This is a genomic window from Paenibacillus sp. CH40, from assembly GCF_024213605.1.
GTDB lineage: Bacteria > Bacillota > Bacilli > Paenibacillales > Paenibacillaceae > Paenibacillus > Paenibacillus polymyxa_B.
The window spans coordinates 408,902-425,562 of the sequence record NZ_JANAVQ010000003.1 but is presented as its reverse complement, the minus strand read 5'-3'; the positions used below and the strand labels follow the sequence as shown (position 1 = coordinate 425,562).

Below are 16,661 nucleotides of genomic sequence, written 5' to 3'. Positions count from 1 at the left end.
ACCCTAGTTTTTAGACCACTAAGACAGTTTTAAACCCCCTGCAAAAAAACAGGGGGTTTCTCGACAGCCTGGAGACGAACCCCTATTCAGGGATTCGTCTCCTTTTTGTATATTTGCTGCTTTGGCTTGGCCGCTGGCGTGCGCATGCTTTGCCCCCCTCTGTTCGTCATATAATAGGCGTAACGAAAATTTCCAATTCCTGATGTTTTACATTACCATAGTGACTGAGATCATTGGAATAGTTAACCAAAATAATAAAATAGGCATACTTCAAAAGGAGGAAGCGTGTTATGAAGCTGCATCGAGCCATTGTGGTGGATGATGAAACCTTTACTCGTAAAGGGCTGCTTCAACTCATGGATTGGCAAGCCTGTGGTTTTGAAGTCGTAGGAGAAGCTGATAACGGTGAGGATGCGCTGGAGCTAATCAGCCGTATTCACCCGGACCTGGTCATTACCGATATTCGGATGCCTGTGCTGGACGGATTAGAGCTGATTCGGTCTGTACTCGAACAGAGTACAGAACATCCCGCGTTTATTATCTTAAGCGGCTATAGTGATTTTGCTTATGCGCAGCAGGCAATCCGCTATGGGGTTCATGATTTTATGCTTAAGCCGATTGATGAGGGTGACTTTTCGGCTACATTGCGCAAGCTGAGTGAAAGACTGCATCGTGAACAGCAGAATGCGCAACGAGATCAGAAACACCATGCAGGTGGGCTGTTAGAGACTGTGATGATGAACCCAGTGGATGATGTAGTGGTGACACAGTGGGAGCAGCAGCTACGGCTTGGGGAAGCCACTTATATGTACTATGTACTCGTCGAGCTGAATGACCAACATCCCTGGCGCTCCGGTGGCAATAATATCATGCTATCGCTTTTCCAATTCAGGGAGCTTATAGAGCAAGCGCTTCATCGTTTAATGGATGGCAAGTACCCTCTCTATGTTCATGAGCATCGTAACCGGATTGGTCTTATCGTACCGGACTTCCTTTTGGAGTGTTTTGAAGGCAAGGTCGAAGTTTTTATGAAAGCGCTACAACGCGAGATAGAGGGGATGAAGACACTAAAAGATCAGCTGGGAAGTCGAGTTTTCATTTATGCAGGAAAGCCTGTGAATCGGTTGCAGGATATCCAGCAGTCCTATGCCTGTGCGAAGGAGGCAGTGCTCCATAAATACATTTATGACCATGGCGGTATTGTTGTATATCTACAGAAGGAAATGCCACCACTTCACTATAAGACCATTCCTCAGGACGTACTGGATCGCTTGACGGAACAAGTTGAGGAACTGCGGTTGGATGAGCTGCGTGTGGCCGTGAATTATTTATTTAGCAGCTTTCGGGAGGAGTGTTATGCTCCTGAGGCTATGAAAATGAGTCTGCATCAGTGCGTACTTAGTATCGTTCGGGTCATTCAAAACATGCAGGGAGATGAGCGCTCACTTCAGTCACTAGAACCGATGATGAACTGGCAGGACATGAACCTGTCCCTGGGTGAACTACAGCGATTGTTTACAGCTTTTGCAGAGGAAAGTGGAAGGTATATTGGGGTTCTGCGCAAGGATTGTCAGCAGGGAGGCATCCAGCACATCCGTGCTTACATTGAGCAGCATGCCGCCGAGAATATAAGCCTGAAAAGTATTGCGGCTCGCTTTTACATGAACCCGGTATACCTCGGTCAATTGTTCAGAAAAACGTATGGTGTGTACTTTAACGAATTTCTGCTGAAATTGCGCGTTCAGGAGGCGAAACGCTTGTTGCGGCAGACGGATCTGCGGATTTATGAAATTGCTGAGCGCGTGGGCTTCGGCAGTTCAGACTATTTTGTTACCCAGTTTGAAAAGATGGCACATGCCACACCAAGCGAATACCGCAACAGCCTGATTGTTGGCAACGAGTCAGAGAGGGCCGGCGAATGAAGATGCTGAGAATGACTCTTGATCATGTACGACTGCGAGATAAAATGCTGCTGCTTTATTTTCTCTGTGTTTTTACGCCTGTAGTGCTGACCAATCTGATTTTTTACCATGTCACCTCGCAAAACGTGAAGGAACAGCGTATGCAGGATATTTCGCGCGCACTGGAACAGATTAAAATTGAATTTTACCGTGAATTTGAAGATGCGATGGAAATCTCGTCTATCTTTTATACGGATCATCAGCTCAATGAGGTATTGGAAGAAACATATCCCCACCCTGCTGACTATATCGCCGCTTATGACTCTTATTTACGTCATATCTTGAACAACACTTACAGTCCTGCATACCATTCCGTAGGTGGAATTACGATCTACACCAATAATTCAACGCTGCTGAATTCCGGTGGAATCAGCTTTATAGATGAGGGAGTCAGAAGTTTGCCCTGGTATACCAAAATCTCGCCTGGACGCCAGTCCAAGCCTATATTTGTACGTACCGATGACAGTACAGGTGAACAGGTGTACCCTTTTAGCCTGATTCGGCGGATGAACTACTTTTATTCCCAAAATGGTCGTGAAAAAATACTGAAAATAGAACTGCGAATGTCGTCCATTCGAGAGATTTTCAATAACCTGAATTTGCAGGGAAGTCTCTTTCTGCTGAACGAACGAGGGGAAATCGAATATACAACGGACCCCAAAGTGGATATAAACCACAAACATGTAGCCTATAACACTCTCAAGCTGCCCGAGGACACCATGGAGTTCAAGACGAATTATGTGCTTACGAGCAATCTGAATGGCTGGAGCATTGTGGCTGCGGTGTCGAGAGATGCAGTGCTGTATGGAATGCAGGAATCCCGCAATTTTGTGCTCTTGTTAACCTGTGTAAATATGCTGCTGCCTACATTAATCATTATTTGGATTACACGTTCGTTGAACGTGAGGATTCATCGTATTTTAAAGCACATGAAAAAGGTGAAAAACCAGCATTTTGAGCTGATTCGCGGTATAGAGTCGCGAGATGAGATCGGGCAATTAACAGGTGAGTTTAATCGGATGACGCTGAAAATAAAGCGACTGATTAACGATGTCTATATGGCCGATATACAGCGAAAAAATCTGGAAATTCAGCGCAGACATGCCCAGTTGAATGCACTTCACAGCCAGATCAACCCACATTTTCTGTTCAATGCACTGGAGACGATTCGCATGCGGAGCTTGATGAAGCATGAGGATGAGACAGCGCGCATTATTCATAACATGGCACGGATTTTCCGCAATTCGCTGGTGTGGAACAAGGATCGGGTTACTTTGCGGGAGGAGCTGGAGCTGATCCGTTGTTTTCTGGAAATCCAGCAATATCGCTTTGGTGAGCGAATACAGTACGAAGTGCAGGCGCGCTCTGAAGACTTAGACAATCTGCTTCCCAAAATGGTCGCGCTGACACTGGTTGAAAATGCAAGCATCCACGGCATTGAGCCGCTAAAGCATGGAGGACGCATTGAGATTCATTTTGAGCATGAGGAAGGACAACTGATTCTAACGGTTCGGGATGATGGGGTGGGCATGTCTGAGGAACAGGTACAACGCTTATATAGTTACATGCAAAGGCAGGAAGAAATGGGTGAGCGTATAGGTCTACAAAATGTCATATATCGTCTTAAACTTTACTACGGGAGCCGCTTTGAGCTTGCCATTCGCAGTGCACCCGGCGAGGGTACGGAGATTCGAATTAGGATTCCTGCGGATCGGGAGTGAGATGGAGAGTAGTACCTATTTTGCGTTGAAGAAGCTTTACCTATAGTTTTCTAAGTAACACCTTTAGATTGACAGGTGAACGAAATGAACAGCATTTTATAAAATGAAAGTGCTTACAATTTAGGGTGTGCGGGATTCTCAGTGCTTGAGGTACGTGCGCACGATATTCACACACAATCGACAAAAGAGGGCGAAAGGGGAGGGTCTGGCATGACAAGCAAAAGGTTCGGAATCATCAGTCTGGTAATGGTTATGATGGCGTCTATGATCGCTGCTTGCTCAGGGAGCTCGGGCAAGGAGCCGGCGTCAGGAGATAGCAAGGAGAAGGTCACATTCACGTATTTTAATGCCACTGCGGGGAGGGACATTAATACCAATGAAACGCGGATCGGCAAAATCCTGGAGGATCAGACGGGGGTAAACTGGAAGCTGGAGCATTTGGTGGGTGATTCCAATACGAAGATCGGTACATTTATTGCCAGTAACGATTACCCGGATGTCATAGTACCGGATGGCACGATCGATAAGCTGCTGGATGCCGGGGCTTTTATTCCCCTGAATGATTTGATCGACAAATATGGACCAAATATTAAGCGTGTATATGGACCGTACTACAACTTGATGAAGGCGGAGGATGGGAACATTTACTTTCTGCCGCTAAGTGCGGTGGTAGGCGATTATTTACCTGCGCCTAACTTAGAGCAAGGAGCCTTTTGGGTGCAACGCAGGGTATTAAAAGAAGCGGGATATCCAAAAATCAAAACACTTGACGAGTATTTAGCTCTGATTCGTAACTATGCGAAAAAGCATGCAGATGAGGGCTTGACTGGGTACCTAGCGTTAACCACGCAGGATAGGTTTTATGCTCTTACGAACGCGCCGATGCATCTGGCAGGCTATCCGAATGATGGCGGCACGATTATTGATATGAAAACACACCGGGCCACGGATTATGGAGATATGGAAATCACAAAGCGGTATCTGAAAGAGCTAAATCAGCTCAATGTAGAGGGCCTATTTGATAAATCGTCCTTTGTGGACAATTACGATCAATATTTGGCAAAGCTGACCTCGGGTAAGGTGCTGGGCTTTTTCGACTACCGCTGGCAGGCGGGGCAGGCCCTGAATAATCTGCAAGAGGCTTCCAAGCAATCGGGCAATGATGATATGGAGTATATAGGGCTGCCTGTTGTATACGACCAGAATATAAAGGATCAGTACATTGATCCTTCATCATTCGTTAATAACCGAGGCATAGGAATTACGGTCAGTGCCAAGGACCCGGTGCGTATCATCAAATTTTTTGACAACCTGCTGACGGACGAAAACCAGATATTATCCAACTGGGGAATCAAGGGAGAAACCTATGATGTAGATAAAAAAGGACGCTTTTACCGGACTGAGGAGCAAATTAAGCAGACTGGTCAGGACGCGTTCCGCGAATCATTTGGGTTCAAATATTTTGAATACAGTTGGCCGCGATACGGTAGCGGTTCTACCCTGCCTGACGGCAACTCGGTTGGCCCCGGACGGCAGCCTGAGGTTGCGCGTATGTCCTACACCGAGGGAGATAAAAAGCTACTAAAAGTCTATGGTGTAGAGTCCTTCTCGCAAATGTTTTCCGCACCTGACGAGCGACCATGGTATCCGGCCTGGAGTATTCCGATTGCTCAAGGCTCAACTGCGCAGCTCTTCCAGCAAAAGAAGGGGGACCTACAGCGCAAATATTTCCCGCGTTTGGTGCTATCTGCACCGGAGCAGTTTGATGCAATTTGGAATGAATACACCAATGAATTCAACAAGCTGGATGTAAAGGCGTATGAGGAGCTGATCACGAAGGAGGTTGCCAAAAAAATCGAAAATCCCGGTAAAAAGTAAAGGAGGAAGCAGCTATGGGCCACTCGTCACCACCACCTGTCACGATCTCCTCGGATCATTTGCCGCCCTCGCGGCGAACCGGCTTTAGGGGATTTATGCACAAGCTGAATCAGCAACGGGCACTGGTATGGATGTCCGTCCCTTTTTTAATCTGGCTGTTCATCTTCAAGTATTTGCCCATCTGGGGCTGGACGATTGCCTTTCAGGATTTTAAGCCTGCCCGCAAGTTGCTCGATCAGCAATGGGTCGGATTAAAACATTTCCATTTTCTATTTCAGGATGAACACTTTCTGCGGGTCATGCGCAATACGCTGGCGATGAGCTTTATTAATCTGGTGCTGGGCTTTGTCACCGCTATAACATTAGCGATTTTGCTGAATGAGCTTCGTCAGATCATGTTCAAGCGGGTCGTGCAGACGGTCAGCTATCTGCCACATTTTATTTCGTGGGTGGTCGCGGCTAGCATCATCAGTACGGCGCTGTCTGCGGATGGCGGCATCATCAATGAGGTGCTGATGTGGCTGGGGTTGATTAAGGAGCCTATTCTGTGGCTGGGCGAGGGGAGCTATTTTTGGGGCATTCTCGGTGCATCGGAGGTATGGAAAAATGTCGGCTGGAACACCATCATTTATTTGGCCGCGATGACGATGATTGATCCCTCGCAGTATGAGGCAGCCGAAATGGACGGAGCAGGGCGTTTTCAGCGGATTTGGCATGTGACATTACCGGGGTTGAAGCCTGTATTTATCATCCTGCTCATTATGAACATCGGCAATTTACTGGAATCCGGCTTTGAGCCGCAATACTTACTGGGCAACGGTATGAACGTGGATTACTCGGAAAATCTGGATATTTTCGTGCTGAAATATGGTATCCAGATGGGCAATTTCTCACTTTCTATTGCTGCTGGGATGTTCAAAACGGTGGTCAGCTTCATCTTACTGTTTAGCGCCAATCATATTGCGAAGCGGTTAGGGGAGGAGAGGCTGTTCTGAAAAAGGAGTGAGTTATGGTGGGGGACGGCCGCTTCGCGTGCGGATTGTTCTTCCGATCGCTGTTATCCCCGTATTTTCTTATTGGAATAAAGATCATAGGTTAAAATCCGGGGATAAAGGCGAACGCTCCGCTTCTTCAGAACAATTCCGCCCGCTCCGCTGCTACCCGCCGTAAAGTCACTTTTTTGGAGAACTGAGGGTAGGGCAGGGGAGAGCTTAAGGAAGGCGCGTGACTCGCGCTTCCTTGGGTAAATGCGTCATGGTAGCTGGCTCAGCTTCGCTATCGCCATTGAAGGGTGTCTTTGGGACAGTGCTATTCGAGGCGATAACAGAAGGTGCGTGCTCATGCATACTACAGGTGCAAGTCAGTGGATTTTTAGCAGGCCGCTTCGCTGACCTTACAACTTCTAATTGCCACTAATAATCAATAAGAGTCTGCTCAAATAGCTACTCAGATTTTTACTCGAATTCCTATTATTGTAGCCACTAATATAACCGTTTCAATTAATAGCACCAGAGCTTCAACAATACTAATCGTATAAATTACATGGCTGGGTGCTTAAGCTATTTTTTAGAAAGGAGCGGAAGTCATGGGCAAAGGGAAGGCCGTACACGGGCGATTTCGGGCCCCCTCAGATCGAATTTTTGATGCGTGCAATATCGGGTTTATGCTCTGCCTGATGGTGTTCACGCTGTATCCGTTTTTAAATACGCTGGCGGTTTCGTTAAATGAAGCGAATGATTCGATTCGGGGCGGGATCTATTTGTGGCCGCGTGAATTTACGTGGAGTAATTATGAATTTGTGTTCAAGGAAGCGACGATTTTCCATGCTACGCTGATTTCTGTATTACGTACAGTTGTAGGCACAGTGACTTCGGTGTTTTGCTGCGCGATGGTGGCGTACACGATCAGCCGGCCGGAATATGTGCTGCGCAAATTTGTTTCGATTGCTTTTATTTTAACGATGTATTTTAGCGGTGGATTAATTCCGAACTTTCTCCTGATTCGTGAGCTTGGGATGCTGGGGACTTTCTGGGTGTATGTCGTGCCGGGATTGATTGGGGTGTTTAATGTGATTGTCATTCGCTCCTTTATTGAGGGATTGCCGGAAGGGATTTTGGAGTCGGCGCGTATTGACGGGGCTGGGGAGTTTGCCACTTTTATGCGCATCGTTTTGCCGCTGTGTGTTCCCGTACTGGCGACGGTGTCGCTGTTTACAGCGGTGGCACAATGGAATTCCTGGTTCGATGTGTTTTTGTACAATTCATCATATGAGCAATGGAGCACTCTTCAATATGAGCTGATGAAAATCCTGCAAAATTCTAACACGTCTGTTAACGGTCAGGACTATGCGAGCCAATTCGCTGGTTCGGAAAATCTGGCGAAGTCGGTCACGCCTACCTCGATTCGGGCCACGATGACGATTGTCGCTTCAGTACCTATTATTTTAGTGTATCCCTTTTTGCAAAAATACTTTGTGAAGGGTATGACCTTGGGCGGTGTCAAAGGATAGTAAATGAAAACCAATGGTGCCAAATACCAATTCCAAAAAATTGGAGTACGGGAGGGATTGCTTTGCGGTCATGTTGGGTTAAGCCTTTTTGTCTGGTACTGGCTGGAGCGCTGTTGTTATCGCCTGTCGGTTGGTGGGGAGCGTCTGTAGTGAAGGCAGCTCCGTCTATAGAACATTCCCCGCCCGTTTCGGATGTGGTGCTATCGGCGGGTAGTATTCATAAGACCATTGGAACGTATGGATTTGAGCAAGGAAACAGCGACGGCTGGAAGCCGCGAGGAACTTAAACCCAAATTGCATCCGTCACGGAAGCAGCATATGGCGGCACGCACAGTCTGAAGGCAACCGCTCGTACAGCGGCTTGGAACGGGGCGGAGCTGGATGTGAAGTCGCTGTTGCAGCCGGATGTGGAGTATGAAATTAGTGGCTATGTGAAGCTGGATGGTCATTCTGCGGTTCCGAGCATGGTTAAACTTACAGTGGAGCAGCAGCCCACAGGCGGGACTACGACATGGAAGACGGTGACGCAGACGGAGACGGCGGATACATCGTGGGTCAAACTTCAGGGGAAATATACTTTTACCGGGGGGATGGATGCATTGAAGCTGTATGTGGAAAGCTCGAATCCCGCGCAGGCCTACTATGTGGATGAGATAGAAATAACACAGGTATCGAAGACGCCACCGGAGCCGGCCAATGGTATCGTATCCGGGTTTGAAGATGGTACGGCTCAAGGATGGGTGTCCCGTATGGGAGATGAGACCGTGCAGGTTTCGGACGCCGATGCACGAAGCGGCTCATACAGTCTGCTGACAACAGGCAGACAAAAGACATATGCCGGACCCAAGCTGGATGTGACTGCTACGATGCAAAAGGGCAGCCGATATACGGTCAGTACCTGGGTGAAGCTGGCGCCGGGTGAGCAGCCTGCCAAGGTGAGGCTCAGCGTACAGCGTGATCACCAAGGGGATAGTGCGTATGAAACTGTTGTAGGCGACACGGCTACTACGACAGGGGGATGGATGCATTTGTCTGGTATGTATACGCTTGCGCATGATGCAGACACCGTTTCCATGTATTTGGAAACGGCAGAAGGAACGTCTTCCTTTTATATGGATGATTTCGAGCTGTCACTTGTACCACCGCTGGCTATTGAAAAGGACATTCCTTCTTTGTATGGATTATATGGGGGGCAGTTTAGCATTGGCACGGCGATTGAAGCCTTCCAGACCGAAGGGGCTTACGGAGAGTTGGTACAGAAGCATTTTAACAGCGTCGTTGCAGGGAATGCGATGAAGCCGATCTCCTTACAACCGTCCGAGGGACAATTCCATTGGGAGGAAGCAGACCAAATTGTGCAGTTTGCTAGACAGCATGGACTGGAAATTCGCTTCCATACTTTGGTGTGGCATAACCAAACTGGGGATTGGATGTTCAAGGATAAGAATGGACAGCCGATGACGCCGACTGCTGAGAATAAAAAGCTTTTGCTGGATCGGCTGGAGACGCATATACGCGCTGTTGCAGCCCGATATAAAAATGTCATCACCGATTGGGATGTGGTGAATGAGGTCATTGATCCTGATCAGCCGGATGGCATGCGCCGCAGCAAGTGGTATCAGATTACCGGTACTGATTATATTGAAAAAGCATTCCGTGTCACGAGGGAAGCGACGGGTCCGAACGCACGGCTATTCATTAACGATTACAACACGCATGAGCCGAAGAAACGGGATTTTCTGTACAATTTGGTACGTGATCTGCTCGCTAAAGGTGTACCGATTGACGGGGTAGGTCACCAATCGCATATCCGCCTGGAGTTTCCCGCTATTAGCGAGATTGAGCAGTCCATAGAGAAGTTTGCTTCGCTTGGTCTGGATAATCAAATTACCGAGCTGGATATGGGTCTTTATTCCAATGACACAGATCGCTATGAAACGATTCCAGAATCTATGCTCATCCGGCAGGCTCACCGCTATCGGGCGCTGTTCGATATGTTTTCAAGACAGCAGGAACATATCAGCAATGTGACGATTTGGGGTACGGATGATGGAAATACGTGGCTCAGCACGTTTCCGATAGCCCGGTTGGATAAACCGCTACTATTCGACGAACGGTTAAAGGCCAAATATGCCTATTGGGCACTTGCTGATCCGTCCAAAGTCCCGTCGTTGCCAGCAGGGAACAACGAATAAATGGTTTGAATACATGCCGGGCTTGTTTTGCCTTATTCTATGCTGTATCGAACGTCGCCTTATACAAGCATAAAAGCAGGCTGTTCTTCACATGTGACATGTAAAGAACAGCCTGCTTTGCTATCGTAAAGGAGTGCACTTTTATTCCAAATTGGCGTGTTGACCAAACATAGATTTGGAGGTCAGCTTGCGCAGATCCATCGTTCTGAGTACCAATGCGTCACCGTACAACAGCAGGGTTTGCTCAAACAATGAGCCCATGGGCTGGATCGTCTGGTAGTCCTTGTTGGACCGGTCCTTGGCCGCACCAGGCAGCTTGACGATGATATCGGCCAGTTTGCCAATGGTGGAACCGGGAGAAGTGGTTAGTAGCGCCAGAGAGGCTCCGAGTTTCTTTGCTTTTTCTGCCATGGAGATCAGGCTTTTGGTTTCACCAGAGCCTGAACCGATAATGAGCAGGTCGCCCTCGCCCAAACCGGGAGTTACGGTTTCCCCGACTACGTAAGCTTGAATTCCCATATGCATCAGCCGCATTGCCAGCGAGCGAATCATGAACCCTGAGCGGCCCGCACCTGCCACGAATACCTTATTGGCAACGGCGATGGAATGGATCAGCTGTTCCGATTCCGTATCACTGATCAATTGTGGAACCAATTGTAGCTCCTTGAGTACCTCAGATAAATATTGAGAGGTTTCCATTGGGGTTAACCTTGTTTGATGAGCTGTTGCATTTGGGAAGCTACAGCCTTTTTGTCGTCCTCGCCAGTGATACCACCGCCGACGATAACCAGATCCGGTTGAGCCTTTACGACTTCAGCCAATGTGCTCAGCTTAATACCGCCAGCCACAGCAGTTTTGGAGTTTTTCACGACTTTTTTGACGGTTTGCAGTGCTTCGAACGGGCTTTGTCCTTCAGCTTGCAGATCGTAGCCTGTATGCACACAGATGTAGTCAACGCCCAGAGCGTCGATTTCTTTCGCACGTTGCTCCAGGTTTTTAACACCGATCATATCCACCAGGATTTTTTTGCCGCCTTGTTTTTTCGCTTCTTCTACTGCGCCTTTGATTGTTGCATCTTCAGCTACAGCCAAAATCGTAACGATATCTGCACCAGCCTCGGAAGCTTTTAGCACTTCATAGCCCCCTGCATCCATAACCTTCAGGTCAGCCAGCACTTTCAGATTCGGGAATGCTTCTTTCATTGCTTTTACTGCATGAAGTCCTTCATTGATGACAATCGGCGTACCGATTTCTACGATATCAATATACGACTCTACTTCTTTTACCAATGCAATCCCTTGCGGGATATCTACTAAGTCTAAAGCCAATTGAAGTTCCATGTTATTAACTTCACTCCTTAAGTGAATTTATATTTTGATGAACAGGTACATGCTCTGTTGAGTATCAATCTATACTTTAGTTTCATGCACAGGTTTGATTGTAAGGCCCAGCTACCCGGTTGAAAAGTACGCACTAATTCGTAACGTAGTTACCCCCACGATACTATAGCATCATAAAAACCATCCATGAGAGAGCCTACATTTTGTTTTCTTTTAGCATTATTTCTATAAGGGGAGTCGACTATTCATAACCGATAACCGTACACAGCAATGTAAGGTTGCAAAAAAAGAAGGTAGTGATGATTGAATTGACTTCAAGTTAGGTTTTGACTATATTTGTAATATAATGGTATACAAAAAATGGAGGCTAAGAGTATAACTACCCTGAAGAGTAGCCGCTGTGCTAAGGGGTAATCGCAATTTTCAGGATAGGGAGGCGGGTTTTAGTGGAAGAGGTCCTGAACCAAAGGGAAGCCATTTATTTGTTGTCGGACAGCCACGAACTCGATAAAGCTTGTGAGTTGTTTAGAATCAGCTACACACATAATGATTGGGATGAAGCGAACAAAGTAGCAGACTATCTGCATACGTTGGCTGAAAACCTGTATCACACCCAACTGAGAAATGCTGCAGACGGCAAGTATGAGACATTGGACACCAAACACCCGCTAGTGTTTTATTATGCTTACAGTTATTTGGCGAAATCTATTTACTATCAGAATATGGGCAAGTATGAGGAAGCCAGAAACTATATTATGAAGTATAGCGAAATGGGTTGGTTTATGGGGCTGGATCAGAGCGGTCACGAAGAAGTAGAGAGATTCCGTTTCCTCGCCAAGGCCAATTTATTTACGATTGAATTACTTTCGGGGAGAAGGGAACTTTTGCCTGAGTACGTTCAATTTCTTCACGACAATGACGAGGAGCTACTTCCAGGATTGGTTGGTATTGCCGAAGCAGCTAACCTGAATAATTGGAATATAGACGACCTGCTGAACGATTTTGCCGATGATATTAAGATATTTGAAGGTTATGAAGATAGAGCAAACCGCGTATATTATTTAAAACTGGTCAACCAATTGGCCATTTACCATTTCAAGAAGAAGCAGTATTCTGTTGCCTTAAATTATGTCCTTGATTCTCTGCAATTCTCTGCCAGTGTAGAAGCGGATGCCGATTTCAGGACACTGGTTGCTCTGTTTGAGACTTATCGAGATTTGGCAACACCATCACAGCGAGAGCAATACCAAACCATTTTATTAAGGGGGCTTCATAATGAAAAAGGCATTAATCTCGGTAACTATGGTCTTGGCGTTTCTTAGTATTGCTCTTCCGGTGGGAAATATTTTGGGAGGGTTAGACCCTGTAATTCCTTCAAATCATGGTGTTTTTTCTTATACTGCTTGAGTCAGAATTAGACCTTCAAGCCCGATAGGGCTTTTGTACATAAAAGGAGCACACTTTTACGCATTTGCGATCAGTGTGCTCCCCTCTTTTATGCCAAGATTTATTTTACGACATACGAAGTCAGGTCATTGGCCAGATGTTGCATCGTTTCACTCGCCTTTTGCATACGCTCCATCACTTCAGTGAAAGAGCCTACCAGAGTCGCCTGCTCCTGAGAAGAAGAAACAATTTGCTCAATTTCCTGCTCCATTTGACGCATGGAGTTTTGTACATCCTTAAGGGCTCCTTCAATATCGACCGTCGCCTTTTTGGATTCTACGGATAGCTTGCGAACCTCTTGAGCGACGATACCAAAGCCTGCACCTGCTTCTCCGACACGCGCGGCCTCGATCGCTGCATTCAATCCAAGCAGGTTGGTTTGATCAGAAATTTCCTTGATGAACACAGCTACCTGATTGATTTTACCCGAGTTTTGTACGGCGATTTGGGTGTTTTTCAAAATCTGTTCACTGGTTGCCTGAAGCTCCTCGGAATGAGCCGCCACATGCTGTACCATATCAATGAGCTGCTCAGTGATGGAGAGGTTCTCGGATACGATTTGATCCAGTTGATTTTTGTTAGTCAAATTATAAGAGGCCGCAAATGCTGCGATGACTTCACCTTTCTCGTCAAATACAGGAATACTGATCATGTCAAGAGGAAACCCTAGGATTTCAGCAGGGATGTGGGTCAGGCTGGGCTCACGTCCATTTTTAAGCATGGCAAAATCTTTATAGTCTTCGAGCAGCTCCGAGCCCGTTTCAAAGCCGAGGTCCATACCCTCCGATTGGGTATACATAAGGACATGAGTGCGGTCGAAGAGAGCAAGGGTCACTTTCTCACGCATAATCTGTTGTATGTAGGGAATGGCTGCAATTAATGCATCTATTGTATTCAAATAGATAACCTACCTTTCTTTACTAGATATATTTTTTATAGTCTCGTATATAGTTGTCGGTCTAAAGACGGATAAAAGTTATAAAGATATTGAAAATTTAAAGGGAAATGAAAGCTTCAGAAAAAAAGGCATACCGTTTCCATTACGGAACGATATGCCTTCTATTTAATCTTAACGTGTCAGTGCTGTGTATAGGTAGTTCACTTGCCGCGTTGCTCGAACAGTTGTGCGATTTCCACAATAACTTTGGTAGCAAGTACCATGTTGTCCACCGACACGTATTCAAACTTACCGTGGTAGTTCTCCCCGCCTGTAAAAATATTCGGGGTAGGCAGTCCCATGTAGGATAGCTGTGAACCGTCTGTACCGCCACGAATCGGCTTAATAATGGGTTCGATATTCAGTTTTGTCATTGCTTCATAAGCGACATCGACGATATGCTTGACTGGCTCTATTTTCTCTTTCATGTTGTAATACTGATCTCTCAATTCCAGCGCAATACGGTTTTCTCCATATGCGGCCTGCAGCTCTTTGACTACATTTGTTAAATAAGCTTTCCGGTTTTCAAAGCTCTCGCGGTCAAAATCACGGATAATATAGTATAGCTTAGCTTGTTCTGCCGTGCCTGTAGACTCCAAGAGATGATAGAAGCCATCATATCCGTCTGTATATTCTGGGGCTTCGTTTGCAGGTAACCGACTGTGCAGCTCCATAGCGATTTTGGCAGCGTGGATCATTTTGTTTTTAGCCGTACCGGGATGCACGTTCACACCGTGAATGGTAATATGGGCGGCTGCGGCGTTAAAGCTCTCATACTCCAGTTCTCCGAGCGGTCCGCCGTCTACCGTATAGGCATATTCAGCGCCAAAAGCGGCTACATCAAAGCGTTCCGGCCCTCTTCCAATCTCTTCGTCCGGTGTAAAGGCAACGCGAATTTTGCCATGTTGAATTTCTGGATGGTCAATCAGGTAGTGGATAGCTGTCATGATTTCTGCGATCCCGGCTTTGTTGTCTGCACCGAGCAGGGTGGTACCATCTGTTGTGATCAGGGTGTGGCCTTTATATTGAGTTAGTTCGGGAAACTCACGTGGAGAAAGAACCACACCAAGCGAAGCATTCAGCGTGATATCGCCCCCATCATAGTTCTCCGTCAATTGCGGCTTTACCCCTGCGCCAGTCAGTTCGGTAGCCGTATCGAGGTGAGCGAGAAAACCGATGACGGGAACCTCTTTATCCGTATTGGAAGGAAGGGTCGCCATCACATAACCATTATCATCAATAGTTACGTCTGTCATACCAATGGCTTTCAATTCGCCCACCAAGAGGTTGCCCAATGTGAGCTGTCCGGGTGTAGTGGGGCAAGTGTGGCTGCTTTCATCAGATTGGGTATCTACCTGAACGTATGTAGTCAGGCGGTCAATCAGTTCCTGTTTCATGTGTGTATCCTCCTTAGTGTCATTTCTATTATGGTACGTATTTTATCATGATTAGGCTTATAATATGAAAAAAATGGTTGACCCTTTTAGGAATGACGGGTTGTGTTGCACAGGGGAGACGAGTAAGATAATAGTAAAATAAAAGTAAAAATAGAGTAAAACGATTAAAGGAGTCTGCAATGCCTACGTTAAAAGATATCGCCCAGGAGGCAGAGGTTTCGATATCCACGGTCTCCCGAGTGCTGAATTATGATGAAACACTGTCTGTATCAGAGGAAACGCGGCGTAAAATTTTTGAGGTTGCCGAGCGCATGAAATATACGACGGTTAAACGTAAAAATGGCGGTATTGGTCGTCAGCCCCGCAAGAAGGCAGAGGGACCCATCCGGTTAGGTATGGTGCACTGGTTTAGTGCGTACGAGGAACTGGAAGACCCTTATTATCTATCTATTCGGTTTGGCGTGGAAAAAGAGTGCCGCCAAAGTGGGGCGCAGCTGGAGCGTATTTTCAGAAGAGAGGACCTAACTACACTGAAGGCATTATCCGAAGGGCTACATGGACTGATCGTGCTGGGGCATTTTAGCAGTGAAGAGGTAAAACGTATGCTGGAACTGCCCATTCCTTGCGTCTTTCTGGATCATCCGGTAGAGCGTACAGGGGCAGACTATGTGGTCATTGACCTTGCTCACGCTGCGGCTGATGCACTGGATTATTTGATGGGCGCGGGCCATCGTCACATCGGATATGTAGGTATGGGTAAGGATGAGCAGTCCCATGATTCCGAACAAGTCGAGCTAGATGCCCGCTATGAGACGTTTTTGCGGTATCAGGAACAGCATAGGCTATGCACGTCGGATGATATTCATGTGTGCGGAGGAACAGCGGCAGACGGCTTCCGTGCGATGGAAGCGGCTATTCTGGCAGGACCAGAAAACCTGCCTACAGCCTTCTTTGTCGCGAGCGATTCGGTGGCTATTGGGGTGTTGAAGGCGCTGGAGCAGCATCACCTTGCGGTGCCGGAACGTATCTCAATTGTTGGCTTCAATGATATTCCGACAGCGGAATATTTGACCCCATCTCTGTCAACAGTCAAAACGCATACCGAACTGATGGGAGAAACGGGCGCTCAGCTCTTGCTGCATACGGTACGCAACGGTGCAAACGAGGTGGGGCGCAAGGTCATCATTCCGACCGAGCTAATGATTCGCAACAGCAGTGCGCCGCTGCATACCGATACCAAATAAAATCGACGCTATGGATTTGAACAGCCCCGCCTT

Annotated in this window: 13 protein-coding genes; 9 read left to right on the top strand and 4 right to left on the bottom strand. The window is 47.0% G+C overall.

Annotated elements, in window-relative coordinates:
• The first annotated feature begins 290 nt into the window (after nt 1-290).
• The 7 genes from NLX73_RS11910 (at nt 291) to NLX73_RS11880 (ending at nt 10,264) form a co-directional block, all read left to right on the top strand.
• The gene (locus NLX73_RS11910) at nt 291-1,922 is read left to right on the top strand and encodes a response regulator transcription factor (protein ID WP_250260130.1); all 1,632 of its coding nucleotides are present in this window, start codon (nt 291-293) and stop codon (nt 1,920-1,922) included.
• Entirely contained in the window at nt 1,919-3,682 is a 1,764-nt protein-coding gene (locus NLX73_RS11905; protein WP_250260131.1) for a sensor histidine kinase, read from the top strand. The genes NLX73_RS11910 and NLX73_RS11905 overlap by 4 nt, the downstream gene beginning before the upstream one ends.
• Nucleotides 3,683-3,892: 210 nt before the next feature.
• Entirely contained in the window at nt 3,893-5,560 is a 1,668-nt protein-coding gene (locus NLX73_RS11900) for an ABC transporter substrate-binding protein (RefSeq protein WP_250260132.1), read from the top strand.
• 14 nt (nt 5,561-5,574) lie between these two features.
• Nucleotides 5,575-6,555: an ABC transporter permease gene (locus NLX73_RS11895; RefSeq protein ID WP_165178022.1), complete on the top strand. Its 981-nt coding sequence runs from the start codon at nt 5,575-5,577 to the stop codon at nt 6,553-6,555.
• Between the two features lie 590 nt (nt 6,556-7,145).
• On the top strand, nt 7,146-8,069 hold the full coding sequence (locus tag NLX73_RS11890; protein ID WP_165178020.1) for a carbohydrate ABC transporter permease: 924 nt from the start codon (nt 7,146-7,148) through the stop codon (nt 8,067-8,069).
• Between the two features lie 62 nt (nt 8,070-8,131).
• On the top strand, nt 8,132-8,356 hold the full coding sequence (locus tag NLX73_RS11885; protein ID WP_254326243.1) for a hypothetical protein: 225 nt from the start codon (nt 8,132-8,134) through the stop codon (nt 8,354-8,356).
• A 6-nt stretch (nt 8,357-8,362) separates the two neighbouring features.
• A complete protein-coding gene (locus NLX73_RS11880; protein WP_367997102.1) occupies nt 8,363-10,264 on the top strand; it encodes an endo-1,4-beta-xylanase in 1,902 nt (633 codons plus the stop codon).
• A 141-nt stretch (nt 10,265-10,405) separates the two neighbouring features.
• Here NLX73_RS11880 and hxlB read toward each other — a convergent pair whose 3' ends face one another.
• On the bottom strand, nt 10,406-10,963 hold the full coding sequence (hxlB, locus tag NLX73_RS11875) for a 6-phospho-3-hexuloisomerase (protein WP_250260134.1): 558 nt from the start codon (nt 10,961-10,963) through the stop codon (nt 10,406-10,408).
• 5 nt (nt 10,964-10,968) lie between these two features.
• Nucleotides 10,969-11,604 carry a 3-hexulose-6-phosphate synthase gene (hxlA, locus tag NLX73_RS11870; RefSeq protein ID WP_013312540.1) on the bottom strand — a complete coding sequence of 212 codons (636 nt, stop codon included), beginning with the start codon at nt 11,602-11,604 and terminating at the stop codon, nt 10,969-10,971.
• A gap of 446 nt (nt 11,605-12,050) precedes the next feature.
• Between hxlA and NLX73_RS11865 the strand changes: the two genes are divergently transcribed.
• Nucleotides 12,051-12,926 (top strand): DNA-binding protein, encoded by an 876-nt coding sequence (locus tag NLX73_RS11865; RefSeq protein WP_250260135.1) that lies wholly within the window; start codon nt 12,051-12,053, stop codon nt 12,924-12,926.
• 185 nt (nt 12,927-13,111) lie between these two features.
• On the opposite strand, the gene NLX73_RS11860 is transcribed toward NLX73_RS11865, so the two are convergent.
• A complete protein-coding gene (locus NLX73_RS11860; RefSeq protein WP_250260136.1) occupies nt 13,112-13,948 on the bottom strand; it encodes a methyl-accepting chemotaxis protein in 837 nt (278 codons plus the stop codon).
• Nucleotides 13,949-14,148: 200 nt separating this feature from the next.
• The gene (pepT, locus tag NLX73_RS11855) at nt 14,149-15,384 is read right to left on the bottom strand and encodes a peptidase T (RefSeq protein ID WP_061829481.1); all 1,236 of its coding nucleotides are present in this window, start codon (nt 15,382-15,384) and stop codon (nt 14,149-14,151) included.
• A gap of 179 nt (nt 15,385-15,563) precedes the next feature.
• Between pepT and NLX73_RS11850 the strand changes: the two genes are divergently transcribed.
• Complete coding sequence (locus NLX73_RS11850; RefSeq protein WP_254326242.1) at nt 15,564-16,628, top strand: LacI family DNA-binding transcriptional regulator; 1,065 nt, start codon at nt 15,564-15,566, stop codon at nt 16,626-16,628.
• The last annotated feature ends 33 nt before the right edge of the window (nt 16,629-16,661 follow it).